Genomic DNA, 14,880 nt, shown 5'->3' on the forward strand with positions numbered 1-14,880 from the left:
CATTCACCTACTTTAATGCATCGACGATTGTGTCGATGTTATGTTGATACATACCAATATATGTACCTTCCGTTGTTCCTTCAGCACCCATGGCATCTGAGAATAATTCCCCACCAATGACAATGTCGTGACCTTTTTCTTTAGCCCCTTCAATAACAGCCTTCATCGCTTTATCGGATACACTCGATTCTATAAAGAGAGCTTTAATCTTATTTTCTACTAAAAAATCAACCATTTCCTGAACATCCTTAACACCATACTCTGAATCTGTACTAAGCCCTTGTAAACCACGTACTTCAAACCCTTGGCTTCTACCAAAATAATTGAACGCATCATGAGCAGTTACTAAGATTCGTTGCTGTTGTGGTATTTCGTTCACACGGTTTTGAGCATAGCTTTGTAAATCATCCAGCTTCTTTAGATAAGATGCTTCATTTGTTTGAAAATCATCTTTAAATTCAGGGTATTCTTCCTGAAGTTGTGTACTGATTGCTTTGACAACGCCTTTCCATAGCTCAATATCAAACCATATATGCGGATCATGTAGCATCGAATCATCGTCACTTGCAAGGAGCTGCTTTTCATCTAATGTCTCGCCTACTGCTAAAACCGTTTTGTCCTTCGCCATTTGTTCAAAAATATCGAGCATTTGGCCTTCTAAATGTAAGCCATTGTAAAAAATGACCTCAGCTTTATCCAATTTCGATAAATCACTTTGTGTCGCCTTGTATAAATGGGGATCTACCCCTGGGCCCATCAATGCTGATACTTGTAAATGATCGCCACTAATTTCTTTGATTGCATCCGCTATTTGTCCAGTTGTTGCGACAACAATGCCTTCTTTCTTTCCCTCTGTTTCAGTTGAACAACCGAATAATAGAAGGGAGAGTGATAGTACCATTACACCTAACCATTGTTTCATTTTTTTACCTCATCTTTCTCTTTTTTAGTGATTGCTTGAAAAATAGCTAATATGTACGAAGTAGCGAGTTAGCGGACAAGCCATACCTTTCCTGTCATGCCCGCCTCTTAGCAACTGCTGTCGTTCACATCACCGATTTTTCTCATACAATCGCTTAATTTATATTCATTTTCCTAATAAGCTGGCGCCAGCTCATCCAGAAAAGTATTAACACTATGCCTGCCCCTACAGAATCTGTGAGTTTCCATAGTATTGCCAGAAGGATTAAAATGACCATTGGAAAAATTGTCAATTTGATATCACCTAAATCTTTCATACACGCACTCTTCTTTCTCTGTAGATATTTTGTTTCCCTTAGGAAAAATATATGCTTAAAACAAAAATAATTCAACCTTTTTATGAAAATTTCTTTTGAAAAAATTTTTTCATTAAGAAAATATAATTTCGCCCAAACAAAAAAATCCCTAATTATTTCATTAGAGATTTTTTATAAAAATGCAAAATATATTATACAAACCTTTCACTCTTCTTTTTCCAGTGGCTTCCCTATAAATTCAAATGCATAAATATGAGTTTTAGTTAGTTCGATAATATCCTTAATTAAAGCGTCTTCCGATTTTTCATAACCACTTGCAATCCATTGCATCATCAATCCATAAAAACCGTATGAAGTATAATGCTTGAACATGTCCATATTGACTGGCTGCTGATTGATCGTTTCAAATTTAAATTGCTCTTGATATATTTTTGTAATGGTTAGGGGCATACGTGTATGCAATCCAGGAATTGTATCTTCAACATTCAGCAGCTCGAAAAATAGTCGATGCTTGTAAATATAATGAATAATATTAAAGGACGGTGCTTTCAATTTCGTCGTATACACCTTTTCCCCATATAAATAAGGTTCACCTACTGCGACTTCCAGACCATTCAACATCTGTTCGAGCAAATTTTCCGCTAATTCAAATTTATCTTGAAAATGCACATAAAAAGTACTACGGTTATAGCCAGCTCGTTCCACAATATCCTTCACTGTCAAGGCTTGAAACCCATGCTTTTTAATTAATTCGACAAACGCCTCATAAAAATGACGACGGGTTCTTTCCTGTCTTTGTGTCCATTTTGGCAATTTTACTTCCTCCCTTTTAGACATTTCGGGCAAATATGTCTACTAATTAGACACTTGCTACGACATTAATGATTGTTTCCAATTTCAAGCGTTTTACAATAAAAGTACACCGTCATTTACGCAGTGTGCAAGAAAAAATTATAATTTAAGGGAGTGTCATATATGGGGAAATTACAAGATAAAGTCGCAATCATTACAGGTGGTGCTTCTGGTATTGGTGCCGCAACCGCTCAATTATTTGTAGCAGAAGGCGCAAAAGTAGTACTTGTGGACTTAAACGAGGAAAAAGGCCAAGCCTTTGCTGCCGAATTACAGGCAGCTGGTGCAAAGGCTATATTTATCAAAGCAAATGTAACAGATGAAAATGAAGTAGCAGCTATTTATCAAACAACAATTGAGACATTTGGCAAAATCGATGTCCTTTTTAATAATGCTGGAATTGGTCGTGTCACACCAACTGAGGAGCTTCCTTATGCGGAATGGCGTCAAACTGTCAATGTAGATTTAGATGGTGTATTTTTAATGGCGCAGGCTGCCATTAAAGAAATGCTGAAAGTGAATAGCGGTACAATCGTTAATACGGCTTCGATGTATGGTTGGGTTGGCTCACCAGGATCAGCCGCCTATAATGCAGCAAAAGGGGGCGTTATTAATTTAACGCGTTCATTAGCATTGGAGTTTGCTACTCGTGGTATTCGTGTCAATGCCCTATGCCCGGGTTTTATTGATACACCGATTATTCCAGAAGAAAGCAAGGAGCCACTACGTCAAGTAACACCTATGCAACGCTTAGGACAACCAGAAGAAATGGCAAAAGCTGTTTTATTCATGGCTTGTGATGATTCAACCTTTATGACAGGTAACACATTAACTGTAGATGGTGGCTACACAGCCCAATAATTACATCGTAAATAATCGCTTCCCCACAAGGGACAGCGATTATTTTTTGTGCTAGAAAAATTTGCAGTTTTTATCCATTTCCTGCAAACTATTACTAAAGCGAGCAAGAAAGGATGAAAACGACGAATGAAAAAATTAGTATGTACCTTATTATTTTCCATTCTGATTGTAGCCAGTGCAGGCAATGTACAAGCTTCTGGCTTTCGAGATGTATCAGAGGATCATTATGCCTATGAAGCGATTGTATGGGCAGAAGAGTATGATATTGTCAACGGCTTTACAGATGGTACATTTAAACCAAATGCCACGATTACTGAACAGCAGTTGGCCAAATTGCTAGCTAATTTTTATGAGCTTGAATCACCCATCGATGAGTTAAAGAAACAGACCCCTACGGCAAACTGGTCGGATGAATTTTATAACCAACTCGCTAGCTATGGTGTACCTTTAAATGGTTATTTTGATAACCGAATTCGAGCGGCTACTGTGAAGCGCGGTGTCGTGGCACAAGCAATTGCTCATTTAGCTAGCGGGAAGAAAGGGTTAGATCAATCTATTCAATTTTTACTTGATACCTATATTTCTTCAGGGCAAAATCCACAGTATGAAGATCGAAATTTACAGAAGTTTTATGGCGTAATGAACAATATGACACGTGCACAAGTTGTCACGATGCTCTATCGTATGGATGAACGAAATTTTTATGAAATTTCAGCGGACGCACAGTCCATTCATGATAATGCCAACAATGTATCTTTAAGTACAAGAGCGAAAAATGCTCAAAACCAGCTCGATAAATCATTACAGCAAAATACCCCTAGTAAGAGTGCCTGGGAAGGCGTTTATACGTATTATTATAAATGGGGAAAAGGAACAAATGATTTTAACCGCCGCGATGCCATCATTTCCAATGCCACAAACAACAGCTTTTCTCTTGCTTTAACAGCGAATGATGGCACTGCTTCAGGTAGTGTCAATGGTACCGCCACGATCACAAGCAGTACGAAAGCCATCATGAATAAATCCTCTAATGGCAATCGTTGTGTCGTCGAGGTAGAGCGTTTATCTAATAACGCCCTGAAAGTGTCCGAGATTGATTGCCGTGCAGAGCGTAATGAAAGCACTAATTTCTCTGGTACATTAAAGAAGCAATAGCTTGCAACAGAGTCTGATTCATTCAGGCTCTTTTTTCATTGCCAAATGCTTCATAGCTAAGCTTGGCTATAGCAATAAAATCCTGTAAATAGGCATGCATATGCTTATCTTTATGCCATGCAATATCTGTATAAATGGGCGCTAGGTCGATTGAGGACGGTAGCTCCACTAAATTTCCACTTTCCAACTCTTTTTCTACAACCATTTTAGGCAAAAACGTGATACCTAAGCCTGCCATCACACATTGCTTTATCGCCTCAATACTGGCAAACTCAATCATTTGTGAAGGCAAGACACCTTCTTGCTGTAGCTGTGCTTCTAAATGGTTCCGATAAGAGCAACCCGTTTCTGTTAACAGCATAGTTTCAATTGATAGTTGTTGAGCAGATAAAGGCTGCCTGATTTCTTTAGAGGCACTGACAAAAACAAGCTGTTCTTGAATCAATCGTTCTCGCTGTAGCATGGCGGTTTCCTGATATGTATCTGTTATAAATGCAACGTCGAGTTTGCCTTCTTGTAATAATTCCTTCGCAATGTCTGTCGTATGCACTGGCTTAAAAATGATTTTCACATGCGGGTGCGCCTGTTGAAATTGTTGTAAAATAGTTGGCAGTCGATAGACACATTGGCTCTCCTGTGCCCCCACTTTTAAGACAACTTGCGCCTGTTCATTGGACATCGCTTTTTTCATATCATGATCTAGCTCTAGCATTTTTTTTGCATACTGTTGGAGATGTTTCCCCTCCTCTGTCAGGACAATGCGTTTTCCTAGCCGCTCAAAAAGAATAACACCCAATTCTTGTTCTAATGTTTTAATTTGGGCTGTAATACTGGACTGGGCATAGTCGAGACGCTGTGCTGTCTGGGTAAAGCTTAATGTTTCAGATGCCGTTAAAAACGTTTGGAGCTGCTTCATATCCATTCACTTAATCCCCTTCATTCGGATTTTCCGATAGATTTTACCGAAACATTCGTAAAAATCGATAGTAAAATCCAGTTTACACTAGTTAGTAGTTGAAAGAAAGAAGTTGCGTCTCATGATTCATCGTAAATTCTGGACAACAAAGCAATGTCGAATAATGAACAGATATCATGTTAGCAGGTGTACCACACGACAATTTATATAGCCAAGGATTCAACATTGAACCTATCTACGATTTACGTCACGACGTTATGACTTTCTGATGCTCGAGAGAATTTAAAAAAACATGGTAATCGATTTTGCCAAACCGAGCGACAACAAAAGAACCTTTAATCAAATAAAAAGAAACGGATTTGGAAGCTACATATCGTCCAAATCCGTTTTTAAATCGCGGGAGAAAATTTTGTTCTATTCTTTATATGTCTTTAACATAAGAGCATAAATGATCTTTTTTAGTAGCTAACATACATCAGAAACAAAATGCTATTGTAATTCTTTTCGAAGACATTCAGCTGCAGACAACGCTGTTAAATCTTGAAGGATATCTCCTGGTTTGTTTCCTTCTCCTAAAATATACCCTTCAAAGGTTGTGCCAATAAAGTCAAAGATATGTTGAAACTGCTGAATCATTGGTAAACCTTTCATATAAGGTTGATCTCCACCAACTGCAATTACATAGGCTTTTTTAGAAGACATCATTGCTTTGAAATTAGGATAATTTGGGTCTCTTAAAGTTTGTGACCACCGATCAATAAAGTTTTTCATCGCCCCTGTCATGCTATACCAATAAATAGGGGTCGAAAAAACAAGAATATCATGCGGGAGTATACGATCTATGATGGCGTTATAATCATCGTTTACTTCGGAAAATCCCCCCTCTTCATGTCGCTTATCTATTATTGGTTGAATGACATAATCCTTTAGATAAACTTCTTCAACATTTAAGCCTTGCGTGATTAATTTTGTCAGTGTCTCTACATTCCCATTCGGACGATTTCCACCGTAAATAACTGCTATTGACATATTGATTATCCCCTCTTCCTTAAAATTCCCTACTATTGTTTCCGAATGCTTATATCTTATTATGATTTTACAAATCGATAAAGATGATTATTTCGATAAAATAGATCGAAAAAATTGATTATAAAGAGGTTGCTAAATGGAAAAGAAACAAGTATTACTTTCAAGCACGCTAAAAGGAGAGCTTTCACCCTCCCCTTTTAAAGTCAAATCATATTATGAAGCCTTTGTTTTGGCTATTTTTTAATGTGAGTCGTTCTCTAACATTATTTATTGAACCTTACAATGTGATCAATTGAAAGACGTGAAGAGCCATAAGCTGGTGCAGCTGCTTCACCAATTGCTAATAATAGTATAGGTACTTCATTCGCAGGTAATTCCATGTACTCAGCAAATTTAGCTTTATCAAACCCACCCATTGGAACTGTATCATAACCCATTTCTTTCGCCAATAGCATTATTTGCATAGAAACTAAGCCAGCATCAAAGTGTACGATATTTTCTAATGTTTTTGCCGAAGCTGAGCCATACATTGTTAATGCGTCTTGAGCAAGCTTATTGGCAATTTCTTCTGGCATATAGCCTAATTCCACATTTTTTGCATAGATTTCCTTTGCATTTAAATACATTTCAGTATCACCAATGACAGCAATAATGGCAGAGGCTGTTTCGATTTGCTCTTGATTAAACGAAAAGAAATTAATATTCTTTTGAATTTCCCTATCATCAATGACAATAAATCGCCATGGTTGCATGTTACTTGAAGAAGGCGCTGAAGTAGCATCTTGCAACAGCTGCACTATTGTTTCACGAGAAATTTTAGTATTAGCATTGTATTTACGAACTGATTTTCGCTCCTGCATAATTTGTTTTAATGGTGTAGTTGATAACATGTCATTTCCCTCTTTTTCAAAAAAATTTAAACTGCTTTAATTATTACATTGATATTTCCCATTGTTGCCTTTGAATATGGGCACACTGTATGTGTTAACTCTAATAATTCCTGTGCTTCTTCCAATGCTAATCCTTCAATATGTCCTTCGATGTCAACAGCAAGCACATAGTCAAAAGTAGCTTGTTCCATTAATTTGACTGTTACTTTAATTGTTGATGCGTTGTTTAGTTTTTTTTGGCGTTTAATTAAATCTAATGCACTATTAAAGCAGGCACTATAACCTGCCGCAAATAATTGCTCTGGATTTGTCACATTAGCTAATTTTGAGCCTGGTGGTGCAATTTTTAAAGAGAGTGATTGATCCTTTGCATATGATGTGCCATTACGCCCACCATCATTAATCATTGTAGTTGAGTATAATTCTTTCATAACCGAAAACCCCATATCTATATTAGTATTTTAAATTGTACACAATTTAATTTTTACAAATCGAATTGTACACAATTTAATTGCGTTTGACAAGTAGGAACTTTATTTTTAATATAAATGTAATGAGAAGAACTTTAAGAGGGGATTTTTATGCCTAATCATTTAGATAATCAACTGTGCTTTCTTTTGTACGCCACATCAAAGGAAATCATTCGACAATACACATTATTATTAAAGCCATATGATCTAACTTATACAGGTTATATCACTTTATTAGCCTTGGAGGAAAACGAACAAATAACAGTGAAAGAATTGGGACAACGTTTATTTTTAGATTCAGGTACATTAACACCGTTGCTCAAAAAGTTAGAGGCGAAGGGCTATATTTGTCGTGAGCGTTCCAAGGATGACGAACGACAAATGCAAATTTATTTATCAAAAGAAGGCAGTAATGTCCGTTGTATGCTACCAGAAGTGTCACGACAAGTAATGCAACAATCAAATATCTCAGAGCAGCAATTTATACAACTGAAAAATGTTCTTCAAGATATTATGCACAACGACTGGACAATGAAAGATAAAAAATAAAGTAATGAATATTGTAACCCTAAAACTTTTGATTCATGCTATAGCGGCGGTATCACGTAACAATAATTTTATATAATCAACATAAAGAACCGTATTTGGAATTTGCTTATCTTCCAAATACGGCTCTAGGCATTTTATCAGATGCCATTAACAATTTATAAAATCACTGCTTAACTACCATTTCCCGCAATTCCCCTTTTTTAAGAATTTATCTCTGTGCCAATTACACAAACAAATCCAATAAAAATCCTATTAGAATACCTTCCAGAGCTACATTACTCCCTATCACCATAAAATCAAAAACTAAGTACACCTAATCTAATTGGTGTTGAAGCAATCATATATTTCGTCATTACCTTGTTCCTTCATTTAACTATTTTTAGTGTGCAAAATTCAGATCCTGCCACCTACAATCAGAAGCTTAAAATATATTCTAAGACAATTATTTTTTATCGAAAAACAATATTTTTTTATCCTTTATCAACTATTTTATTATTGACATTTTAAATTTCAAATTATAAAATGACCAAAACCTTATATATAAATATGGAAGGGTGATTTGATGAACTATGAGGATTTGATACAGCAAAAAGGTTTTGTTTTTTTAGATAATATAGTAGAGCCTGGTACGAATTCATTGAGAATTTCTATTAAAAGAGCTTCTATCAGTTCTAAAAGCGAGGATGTAAATGTTGGTGAATATACATTATATGATGTCAACCCAATTGAAATTGATAAGACATTACCAGTGATACATATAGAATTTGATTCGTATGTAGCCTATTCTGTTTTCGATGAGTCATTTCATTTTGTAAATTCAGAAGATAAATTTATTGGTCATTCAGTACGTTTATTCTCAAAGTCTACCTATTTAGATTTTGTAAGTAATGGAACAATTGCTCAGGAAATATACTCCTACAAAGACCTAATTCATTACCAAATTGTTTGTCTTGACCATATAATAGATATTGTTTCTTTCGATAAACCTAGTGTTTTAAAAGAATAATAGATCCTAAAACAGTCAATGAAATATGTTGTCTGTTTTTTATTTTTATCAAAAAGATTACTAAATATATAATTATCGGAAGTATAAAAGATGTCTCAGAGCTACTTAGATCAACACGAAATACAAAAACGACCTAAAGCTTTAAGCTATTAGGTCGTTTTCGTCTATGCTTCTACAGAGATGTGCTGGAAGGTTGTCACATCAAATAATCCTGTATCTGTTAGTTTTAGTGCAGGAATGACTGGTAATGCCACAAAAGAAAACGTCAGTAGAAAATGGAAATCTAATGTTGGGTTGAGCGTCTTTAATGCACTATGCAAGCCTGCTAGCTGTTCCTTTGCTTGCTGAGCAGGGGCATCTGTCATCAAGCCGCCAATGGTTAATGGCATCTCCGCTAGAATTTTGCCATCTGCTACAATCACAAAGCCCCCTTGGATTTCTTGAATGCGTGCAAGCGCAAGTATCATATCCTCATCGTTTGTCCCTACGACAAGGGCATTATGTGAATCATGTGCTACGGTTGTGGCTACTGCCCCTTTTTGTAAACCAAAGCCTTTGACAATGCCTAGACCTGTCGTGTGTAAATGATGGTGTCGTTCAATTACGGCCAATTTCAGTAAATCTTGTTCTACAGATGGTTCAAAAACGCCTTCTTTCACAGGTACATCCATTACTACATGATTGGTAATGAGCTGATTTGGAACAATCTCCATAACATTAGCCTTCGTACCCTTTGTGAAAGCTAGTTGTAGCCTATCCTTTGTAATGGCTGGTAAATGCACTGATTGGTGGATATGAGCAGGAACAATTAGCTCTTGACGACTTGTCAGCATTTCTCCATTTTCAGCAACCTTTCGACCATTTTTCCATACAGCCTTTGCCTGCATCGTCGACAAATCCTCGACTAACACAAAATCTGCCTTATAGCCTGGGGCAAGTACCCCTCGATCAAATAAACGATAGCATTCTGCTGTGTTCACAGTTGCTAACTGGATTGCCTGTAATGGTGTCATCCCTTCGGCTATTGCCATAGCTATATCATAATTGATGCTACCTTCATCGATTAACTCATCCACATATTTATCGTCTGTACAAAAACCAAAGCGACGAGCATTATGTGGCTGAACAGCCGGTAATAAATCACGTAAATTTTTAGCTGCTGAGCCTTCTCGAATCAGTACATACATCCCTTGCTCTACACGATCAATGGCTTCTTCGGCTGTCACACATTCATGATCTGTCAGTATGCCTGCAGCGCGATAGCCTGTAATTTGTTCGCTCTGTAAGCCAGCACAATGCCCATCGATTACTAGGTTTGCTTGCTGTGATAATAAAATTTTCTGAAGCATGCCCTCTTCCCCATTTAATACGGCTGGAAAATCCATGACTTCTGCCAAGCCACGAACTTGTTCATGTTTTAGAAATGACGCCAAATCCTGAGCTGTTAGTGTTGCACCTGCATTTTCAAACTGTGTACCAGGTACGCTTGATGGCAGCATCACAAAAATATCCATATCCGCTTTTTGTGCATCATCGAGCATAAATTGGATGCCTTCCGCTCCTGCGACATTGGCGATTTCATGTGGATCTGTGATGACTGTGGTAATACCATGAGGTAGTAAAACTCGACTAAATTCCCCCGGCGTTAGCATGGAAGATTCTATATGTATATGACCATCAATTAATCCAGGAATGACGTAGCTTCCTGCTGCATCCTGTTCCTCTTTTGCCTGAAATTTGTGGTTGTGATCCAGTGCCACAATCGTACCATTGTTCACAACAATGTCTGCCTTTTTCCACGTTAACGTATAAACATCGGCCACTTGAGCATTTCTCAGTATGAAATCTGCCTCTAATTTCCCTTGAGATGATAAGATATTTTGCGTTAACTTCTGTAATTTTGTTGTCATAGCCTATACTCCTTTTTCTTTTAAGAACTATCATGCCTGAAAAATACCGATCATTGCAAGTATTTATAGTAGTACAGTAAAAAACGACCATCCATCAATGGTCGTTCGAAAATTCTAGCTCTTTTGGTGGGTGTCCCTTTTTATTCATCAAGCGCATGCGAATAGGTTCAATTTTCAAGGTCACCATTTCGTCCTGATTACCAACGAAGATACTCGTAAAAAATTCAGCTAGTTTATTTTTTAACCCCTCTTCATGGACTTCCGTAAGCTGGCCCTCTATTTCAACATACGTATCCCCAAAGCCTTCATTTTCATAGCCATATAAAATATGGGTATAGGGATTTTTACGAAGTTCTTCCATTTTCTCTGAATGTTTATTCGTTACCGTATATAATACAAAGTCCTCATGTTGAAACGTCATATAACGAGAGTACGGTTTTCCATTTTCTACAGTCGCCATTGTTCCAATCTTTTCTCGATTTAAAACTTCTAAAATTTCATCACGTACAGAAGTCATTTCATCCCATCCTTTCATCTACATATCTATTTTGCCCTCTCCTCAAAAAGCTAAACCGCCTTTTTTTGAAAAATGTGAAATGACAATTTTCGGCCATATTGAAAATTTATTTGTTATACTAATTGGATGGATAATAGGAATTTTCGGATAAATGAGGGTTAAAAAATGAAACAAGCTTTCTTTACGCGCTGTTTGTTTTTCATAACAGGCATTATCGTGCTATCTTTTGGCATCACATTAACAATTAAAGGGCAGCTTTTTGGCGTTGGCTCTTGGGATGTACTACATATTGGCTTAACAAAAACAGTGGGTTTAACAATCGGCACTTGGTCCATTATATTGGGACTTGCCATTTTAGCATTTGATATGCTGATCACAAAAAAATTCCCATTACCAGGGACCTTTATTGATATGTTTTTAGCAGGCATTTTTATTGATATATTTAATTATTGGTTGCCAGATATCGATGGATTTTGGATGCAACTTGTCTCCTATCTTACAGGGTTAGTTTTATTAGGCTGGGGTTGCGGTATGTATATGGTAGCCAATTTGGGAATCGGTCCACGTGATACGTTAATGTTAATGATGGTCCATAAGCTTGGCTGGAGTGTTACACGTTCTCGTACAACAATGGAAGTGACTGTCGCTGTTATTGGCCTTTTACTAGGTGGCCCTATTGGAATTGGTACAGTCATTATGGCATTTGGGCTTGGACCCATTGTACAATTTGCCTTAACCTATAATGAAAAATTATTTATGAGATGGACTGGCGTGAAAAGCGCTGTCGTATAAGCTTACAAGACAATGCAAAAATGCATTGTCTTTTTTTATACAGTTGCAATATACAGTCTAACTATATATAATCAAACTATATAGTTAAACTGTATAGTTGAGGTGACCTAATGAAAAAACATAAATTACTGCCTTTATCAGAAACCATGCATTATATTTTACTTGCTCTACGTGAACCGTTACATGGCTATGCAATGATGCAAAAAATCGAGGAAATGAGCGCTGGCAGTGTGAGAATTGCTGCTGGCACCATGTATGGGGCAATAGAAAATTTGTTGAAATATCATTGGATTACTCCTGTTGCAACCGAGGATTCTAGACGCAAGGTGTATCAAACAACCGCTGAAGGGCTAAATATATTAGCTATCGAGCAACAGCGATTGCAACGAATTTTATCTTTATATGAGGGAGCTGATGAACATGATAAAGTTTAAAATCTTTTTTGATATTGAAAAGGAAGAACAATGGTTAAATCAAATGTTATCCCAAGGCTTAGTTTGCACAAACATAAATTCAGCAGGTTTTTATACATTTAAACATACTACAGATCTTGAACAAGTTATCCGAATTGATTATCAGCAAGATCTTCGAAAAAAAGAGCAACCAAACTATAAGCAATTACATGAGGATTTTGGGTGGCGCCCTTTAAAAGAAAAGTCGTATGATGGAACCTACTATTGGTTAAAAAGAAAAGATGGCAACGATGAATTATTTTCGGATAATGATTCGTATATTGCTAAATATAAACGTTTAATGCAGCATGCAAGCCATTGGGCGTTACTCTCTTTTCTTTTGTTAATGATTTTGTATGCCAATGATGACTTCGATTCCTTTTTCAGTATAAAAGCTGCCTATTATACACCTGGCTTATGGGAGAAAGAAGGTTTAGCATTCCTTTTGGCTTTTTTATTTGAAACACCCTTTGCCCTTATGCGCTTTATTCCACCTTGGCTATTTTTAGCAACATGTGGGATGTATGTAGTCGTTTATTATCGTTATCGGAAATCTATACAGCAGCTGTTATAGAAAATACCAAGGAGCCACTTACGTAGCGTAAAATGGCTCCTCTTTCCTCTATGCTTCTGGTTCAGCACCGTTTTGTCCTGTTGCTTCTATCACTTCTGGTGTACCATCCACAGTATCTTCTTCTTGTACATTTTCAGCAGGTGGTGGTGTAATTGTTGCTAATGTGAAGTCATCCTCTTGTAAAATTTCAAACGAAAACTGCTGACGAATATCTCCTACATAAAGAGACGTGCCAATCGCTACATTCGTAACATCAATTTCTATAGTTTCTGGAATCTCGGTTGGCTTCACTTTGATGCGTACCTCACGATTTGGCTGTAGCAGGAAACCGCCATCCGCAACACCGACAGCATGACCAGTCACTGTTACTGGAATGTCCACTTCTAGCTCCTCTGACATATTGATGGACTTAAAATCAACGTGTTTAACATTGCCCTTTAATGCACAACGTTGTACTTCTGTTAATACAGCATTAATTCGTTTTCCTTCTACATCTAGTTGAAAAACACTTTTCGTACCATGTGCTGCTAACAGTTTTGCAAAGGTTCTAGCATCTAATGTAATAGCTGTTGATTCCATTTGAAAGCCGTAGACAACACCAGGAATGTCCCCATTTTGTCGAAGCTGTGTTAATGAAGATTGTCGTCCTTTTTGACGTTTACTGGCAGTTAAAACCATATTCATCGAATATTTCCCCTTTCATGGAAACTAGTCTCATAAAAGGTTTTGCCTTTTCTGTTGTATTTTATACCTACATTGTTTGATGAAAAAACGGATGATAAACTAAAAAACACCTCCTTTGTCCAGATAGCAAAGGAAGTGCCGTATTTCTTAATACAGAGCTATTTTTTTATTTAATAACCCATGTAATTCATGCAATTTTTTAATTTCATAATGCGGTTCAATGTCGCTCGTGTTTTCAACATTATGGATGTTAAACCAGCATGTATCGATCCCTGATAGTAAACCACCTTTTATGTCTGACGTCAAAGAATCACCGATAATAAGCGTTTTAGCTTTATCAAAATGATCAATCCGTTCAAATACATAATCAAAAAAGGCTGGCATCGGCTTTTGATAGCCCGTTTGCTCCGAAATAAAGATACCCTTAAAATATTGTGCTAAATTGGCATCCACTAATCGTTTATTTTGTGTCATCGTGATGCCATTTGACACAACATATAAATGATGACTTTCGGCTAATTGAGCAATGACTTCATAAGCCCCATCCACATAATGATGTGCCTCCTGTAAATATTTTTGGAACAGCGATTCAAAGTAGACGCCATCAACCTCTATCCCAAATTCTTTTAAAGCAATTGCAAATCGTGTATTATGTAGTGTATTTTTTGTTACTTCCCCACGCTCAAAAGCTCGCCACATCGTCTCATTTATCTCCTTGTAACGGGCAATCATCTCTGGCGTAGTAGCTATGTTTTCCTCTTTAAACATGCGGTCCAGCGCCGCATTTTCAGCTAAATCAAAATCTAGTAACGTATCATCCACGTCAAACAATAGTGTCTCATATTTCGTCATATCTGTTCCCACTTTCTTCGATGCATTGTGACTATTTACTCTCTACCATGATAACGTTTTTTATAAGAAATAACAGTAAAATGTCCTATAACAGAATATTAGGACATCAATGCGCTTTAACTCTTCAATTGCT

The 14,880-nt window shown here is 36.9% G+C and carries 17 protein-coding genes; 7 read left to right on the forward strand and 10 right to left on the reverse strand.

The window, feature by feature from the left end:
• Positions 1-7 precede the first annotated feature (7 nt).
• Both MHI04_RS13040 and MHI04_RS13045 read right to left on the reverse strand, forming a co-directional pair.
• Complete coding sequence (locus MHI04_RS13040) at positions 8-922, reverse strand: zinc ABC transporter substrate-binding protein (RefSeq protein ID WP_036126954.1); 915 nt, start codon at positions 920-922, stop codon at positions 8-10.
• Positions 923-1,442: 520 nt separating this feature from the next.
• Positions 1,443-2,051 carry a TetR/AcrR family transcriptional regulator gene (locus tag MHI04_RS13045; RefSeq protein WP_089932598.1) on the reverse strand — a complete coding sequence of 203 codons (609 nt, stop codon included), beginning with the start codon at positions 2,049-2,051 and terminating at the stop codon, positions 1,443-1,445.
• Positions 2,052-2,213: 162 nt separating this feature from the next.
• Here MHI04_RS13045 and MHI04_RS13050 point away from each other — a divergent pair, with 162 nt between their 5' ends.
• Positions 2,214-2,951: an SDR family NAD(P)-dependent oxidoreductase gene (locus tag MHI04_RS13050; RefSeq protein ID WP_089932596.1), complete on the forward strand. Its 738-nt coding sequence runs from the start codon at positions 2,214-2,216 to the stop codon at positions 2,949-2,951.
• Between the two features lie 126 nt (positions 2,952-3,077).
• Positions 3,078-4,106: an S-layer homology domain-containing protein gene (locus MHI04_RS13055; protein WP_036126958.1), complete on the forward strand. Its 1,029-nt coding sequence runs from the start codon at positions 3,078-3,080 to the stop codon at positions 4,104-4,106.
• A gap of 22 nt (positions 4,107-4,128) precedes the next feature.
• On the opposite strand, the gene MHI04_RS13060 is transcribed toward MHI04_RS13055, so the two are convergent.
• From MHI04_RS13060 to MHI04_RS13075, 4 genes are all read right to left on the reverse strand, one after another.
• Positions 4,129-5,028 (reverse strand): LysR family transcriptional regulator, encoded by a 900-nt coding sequence (locus MHI04_RS13060; protein WP_036126960.1) that lies wholly within the window; start codon positions 5,026-5,028, stop codon positions 4,129-4,131.
• Positions 5,029-5,511: 483 nt separating this feature from the next.
• Positions 5,512-6,051, reverse strand: a complete 540-nt coding sequence (locus MHI04_RS13065; protein ID WP_089932594.1) for a flavodoxin family protein — start codon at positions 6,049-6,051, stop codon at positions 5,512-5,514.
• Between the two features lie 263 nt (positions 6,052-6,314).
• Positions 6,315-6,941, reverse strand: a complete 627-nt coding sequence (locus MHI04_RS13070; RefSeq protein WP_340809157.1) for a nitroreductase family protein — start codon at positions 6,939-6,941, stop codon at positions 6,315-6,317.
• Positions 6,942-6,967: 26 nt separating this feature from the next.
• On the reverse strand, positions 6,968-7,372 hold the full coding sequence (locus tag MHI04_RS13075) for an Ohr family peroxiredoxin (RefSeq protein ID WP_101966753.1): 405 nt from the start codon (positions 7,370-7,372) through the stop codon (positions 6,968-6,970).
• 150 nt (positions 7,373-7,522) lie between these two features.
• On the opposite strand from MHI04_RS13075, the gene MHI04_RS13080 reads away from it, so the two are divergent.
• Together MHI04_RS13080 and MHI04_RS13085 are read left to right on the forward strand one after the other, a co-directional pair.
• Entirely contained in the window at positions 7,523-7,960 is a 438-nt protein-coding gene (locus MHI04_RS13080; RefSeq protein WP_058844559.1) for a MarR family transcriptional regulator, read from the forward strand.
• A 562-nt stretch (positions 7,961-8,522) separates the two neighbouring features.
• Positions 8,523-8,966, forward strand: coding sequence for a hypothetical protein (locus MHI04_RS13085; RefSeq protein ID WP_340809158.1), 444 nt, complete (start codon positions 8,523-8,525; stop codon positions 8,964-8,966).
• A gap of 164 nt (positions 8,967-9,130) precedes the next feature.
• Here the strand turns inward: MHI04_RS13085 and ade are convergent, their stop codons facing one another.
• A complete protein-coding gene (gene ade / locus MHI04_RS13090) occupies positions 9,131-10,876 on the reverse strand; it encodes an adenine deaminase (protein ID WP_058844558.1) in 1,746 nt (581 codons plus the stop codon).
• A 94-nt stretch (positions 10,877-10,970) separates the two neighbouring features.
• A complete protein-coding gene (locus MHI04_RS13095) occupies positions 10,971-11,393 on the reverse strand; it encodes a pyridoxamine 5'-phosphate oxidase family protein (RefSeq protein WP_089932906.1) in 423 nt (140 codons plus the stop codon).
• Between the two features lie 165 nt (positions 11,394-11,558).
• Between MHI04_RS13095 and MHI04_RS13100 the strand changes: the two genes are divergently transcribed.
• From MHI04_RS13100 to MHI04_RS13110, 3 genes are all read left to right on the forward strand, one after another.
• Entirely contained in the window at positions 11,559-12,185 is a 627-nt protein-coding gene (locus MHI04_RS13100) for a hypothetical protein (RefSeq protein WP_058844557.1), read from the forward strand.
• Positions 12,186-12,295: 110 nt separating this feature from the next.
• Positions 12,296-12,619, forward strand: a complete 324-nt coding sequence (locus MHI04_RS13105; protein WP_036123567.1) for a PadR family transcriptional regulator — start codon at positions 12,296-12,298, stop codon at positions 12,617-12,619.
• Positions 12,606-13,211, forward strand: coding sequence for a DUF2812 domain-containing protein (locus MHI04_RS13110; protein WP_101966756.1), 606 nt, complete (start codon positions 12,606-12,608; stop codon positions 13,209-13,211). Before MHI04_RS13105 ends, MHI04_RS13110 begins: the two co-directional genes overlap by 14 nt.
• A 48-nt stretch (positions 13,212-13,259) precedes the next feature.
• Here the strand turns inward: MHI04_RS13110 and MHI04_RS13115 are convergent, their stop codons facing one another.
• Together MHI04_RS13115 and MHI04_RS13120 are read right to left on the reverse strand one after the other, a co-directional pair.
• Entirely contained in the window at positions 13,260-13,895 is a 636-nt protein-coding gene (locus MHI04_RS13115) for a 50S ribosomal protein L25/general stress protein Ctc (RefSeq protein WP_058844554.1), read from the reverse strand.
• Positions 13,896-14,042: 147 nt separating this feature from the next.
• On the reverse strand, positions 14,043-14,747 hold the full coding sequence (locus MHI04_RS13120; protein WP_271910151.1) for a YjjG family noncanonical pyrimidine nucleotidase: 705 nt from the start codon (positions 14,745-14,747) through the stop codon (positions 14,043-14,045).
• Positions 14,748-14,880 lie beyond the last annotated feature (133 nt).

Source organism: Lysinibacillus sp. FSL K6-1151, assembly GCF_038630755.1.
Classification (GTDB): Bacteria; Bacillota; Bacilli; order Bacillales_A; family Planococcaceae; genus Lysinibacillus; species Lysinibacillus fusiformis_D.

Bases quoted from the DNA above. Each gene is read 5' to 3' on its own strand.
- ade (WP_058844558.1), bottom strand. From the start codon at position 10,876: ATGACAACAAAATTACAGAAGTTAACGCAAAATATCTTATCATCTCAA.
- MHI04_RS13080 (WP_058844559.1), top strand. From the start codon at position 7,523: ATGCCTAATCATTTAGATAATCAACTGTGCTTTCTTTTGTACGCCACA.
- MHI04_RS13120 (WP_271910151.1), bottom strand. From the start codon at position 14,747: ATGACGAAATATGAGACACTATTGTTTGACGTGGATGATACGTTACTA.
- MHI04_RS13105 (WP_036123567.1), top strand. From the start codon at position 12,296: ATGAAAAAACATAAATTACTGCCTTTATCAGAAACCATGCATTATATT.
- MHI04_RS13085 (WP_340809158.1), top strand. From the start codon at position 8,523: ATGAACTATGAGGATTTGATACAGCAAAAAGGTTTTGTTTTTTTAGAT.
- MHI04_RS13070 (WP_340809157.1), bottom strand. From the start codon at position 6,941: ATGTTATCAACTACACCATTAAAACAAATTATGCAGGAGCGAAAATCA.
- MHI04_RS13110 (WP_101966756.1), top strand. From the start codon at position 12,606: ATGATAAAGTTTAAAATCTTTTTTGATATTGAAAAGGAAGAACAATGG.
- MHI04_RS13055 (WP_036126958.1), top strand. From the start codon at position 3,078: ATGAAAAAATTAGTATGTACCTTATTATTTTCCATTCTGATTGTAGCC.
- MHI04_RS13095 (WP_089932906.1), bottom strand. From the start codon at position 11,393: ATGACTTCTGTACGTGATGAAATTTTAGAAGTTTTAAATCGAGAAAAG.
- MHI04_RS13065 (WP_089932594.1), bottom strand. From the start codon at position 6,051: ATGTCAATAGCAGTTATTTACGGTGGAAATCGTCCGAATGGGAATGTA.
- MHI04_RS13115 (WP_058844554.1), bottom strand. From the start codon at position 13,895: ATGAATATGGTTTTAACTGCCAGTAAACGTCAAAAAGGACGACAATCT.
- MHI04_RS13040 (WP_036126954.1), bottom strand. From the start codon at position 922: ATGAAACAATGGTTAGGTGTAATGGTACTATCACTCTCCCTTCTATTA.
- MHI04_RS13050 (WP_089932596.1), top strand. From the start codon at position 2,214: ATGGGGAAATTACAAGATAAAGTCGCAATCATTACAGGTGGTGCTTCT.
- MHI04_RS13100 (WP_058844557.1), top strand. From the start codon at position 11,559: ATGAAACAAGCTTTCTTTACGCGCTGTTTGTTTTTCATAACAGGCATT.
- MHI04_RS13060 (WP_036126960.1), bottom strand. From the start codon at position 5,028: ATGGATATGAAGCAGCTCCAAACGTTTTTAACGGCATCTGAAACATTA.
- MHI04_RS13075 (WP_101966753.1), bottom strand. From the start codon at position 7,372: ATGAAAGAATTATACTCAACTACAATGATTAATGATGGTGGGCGTAAT.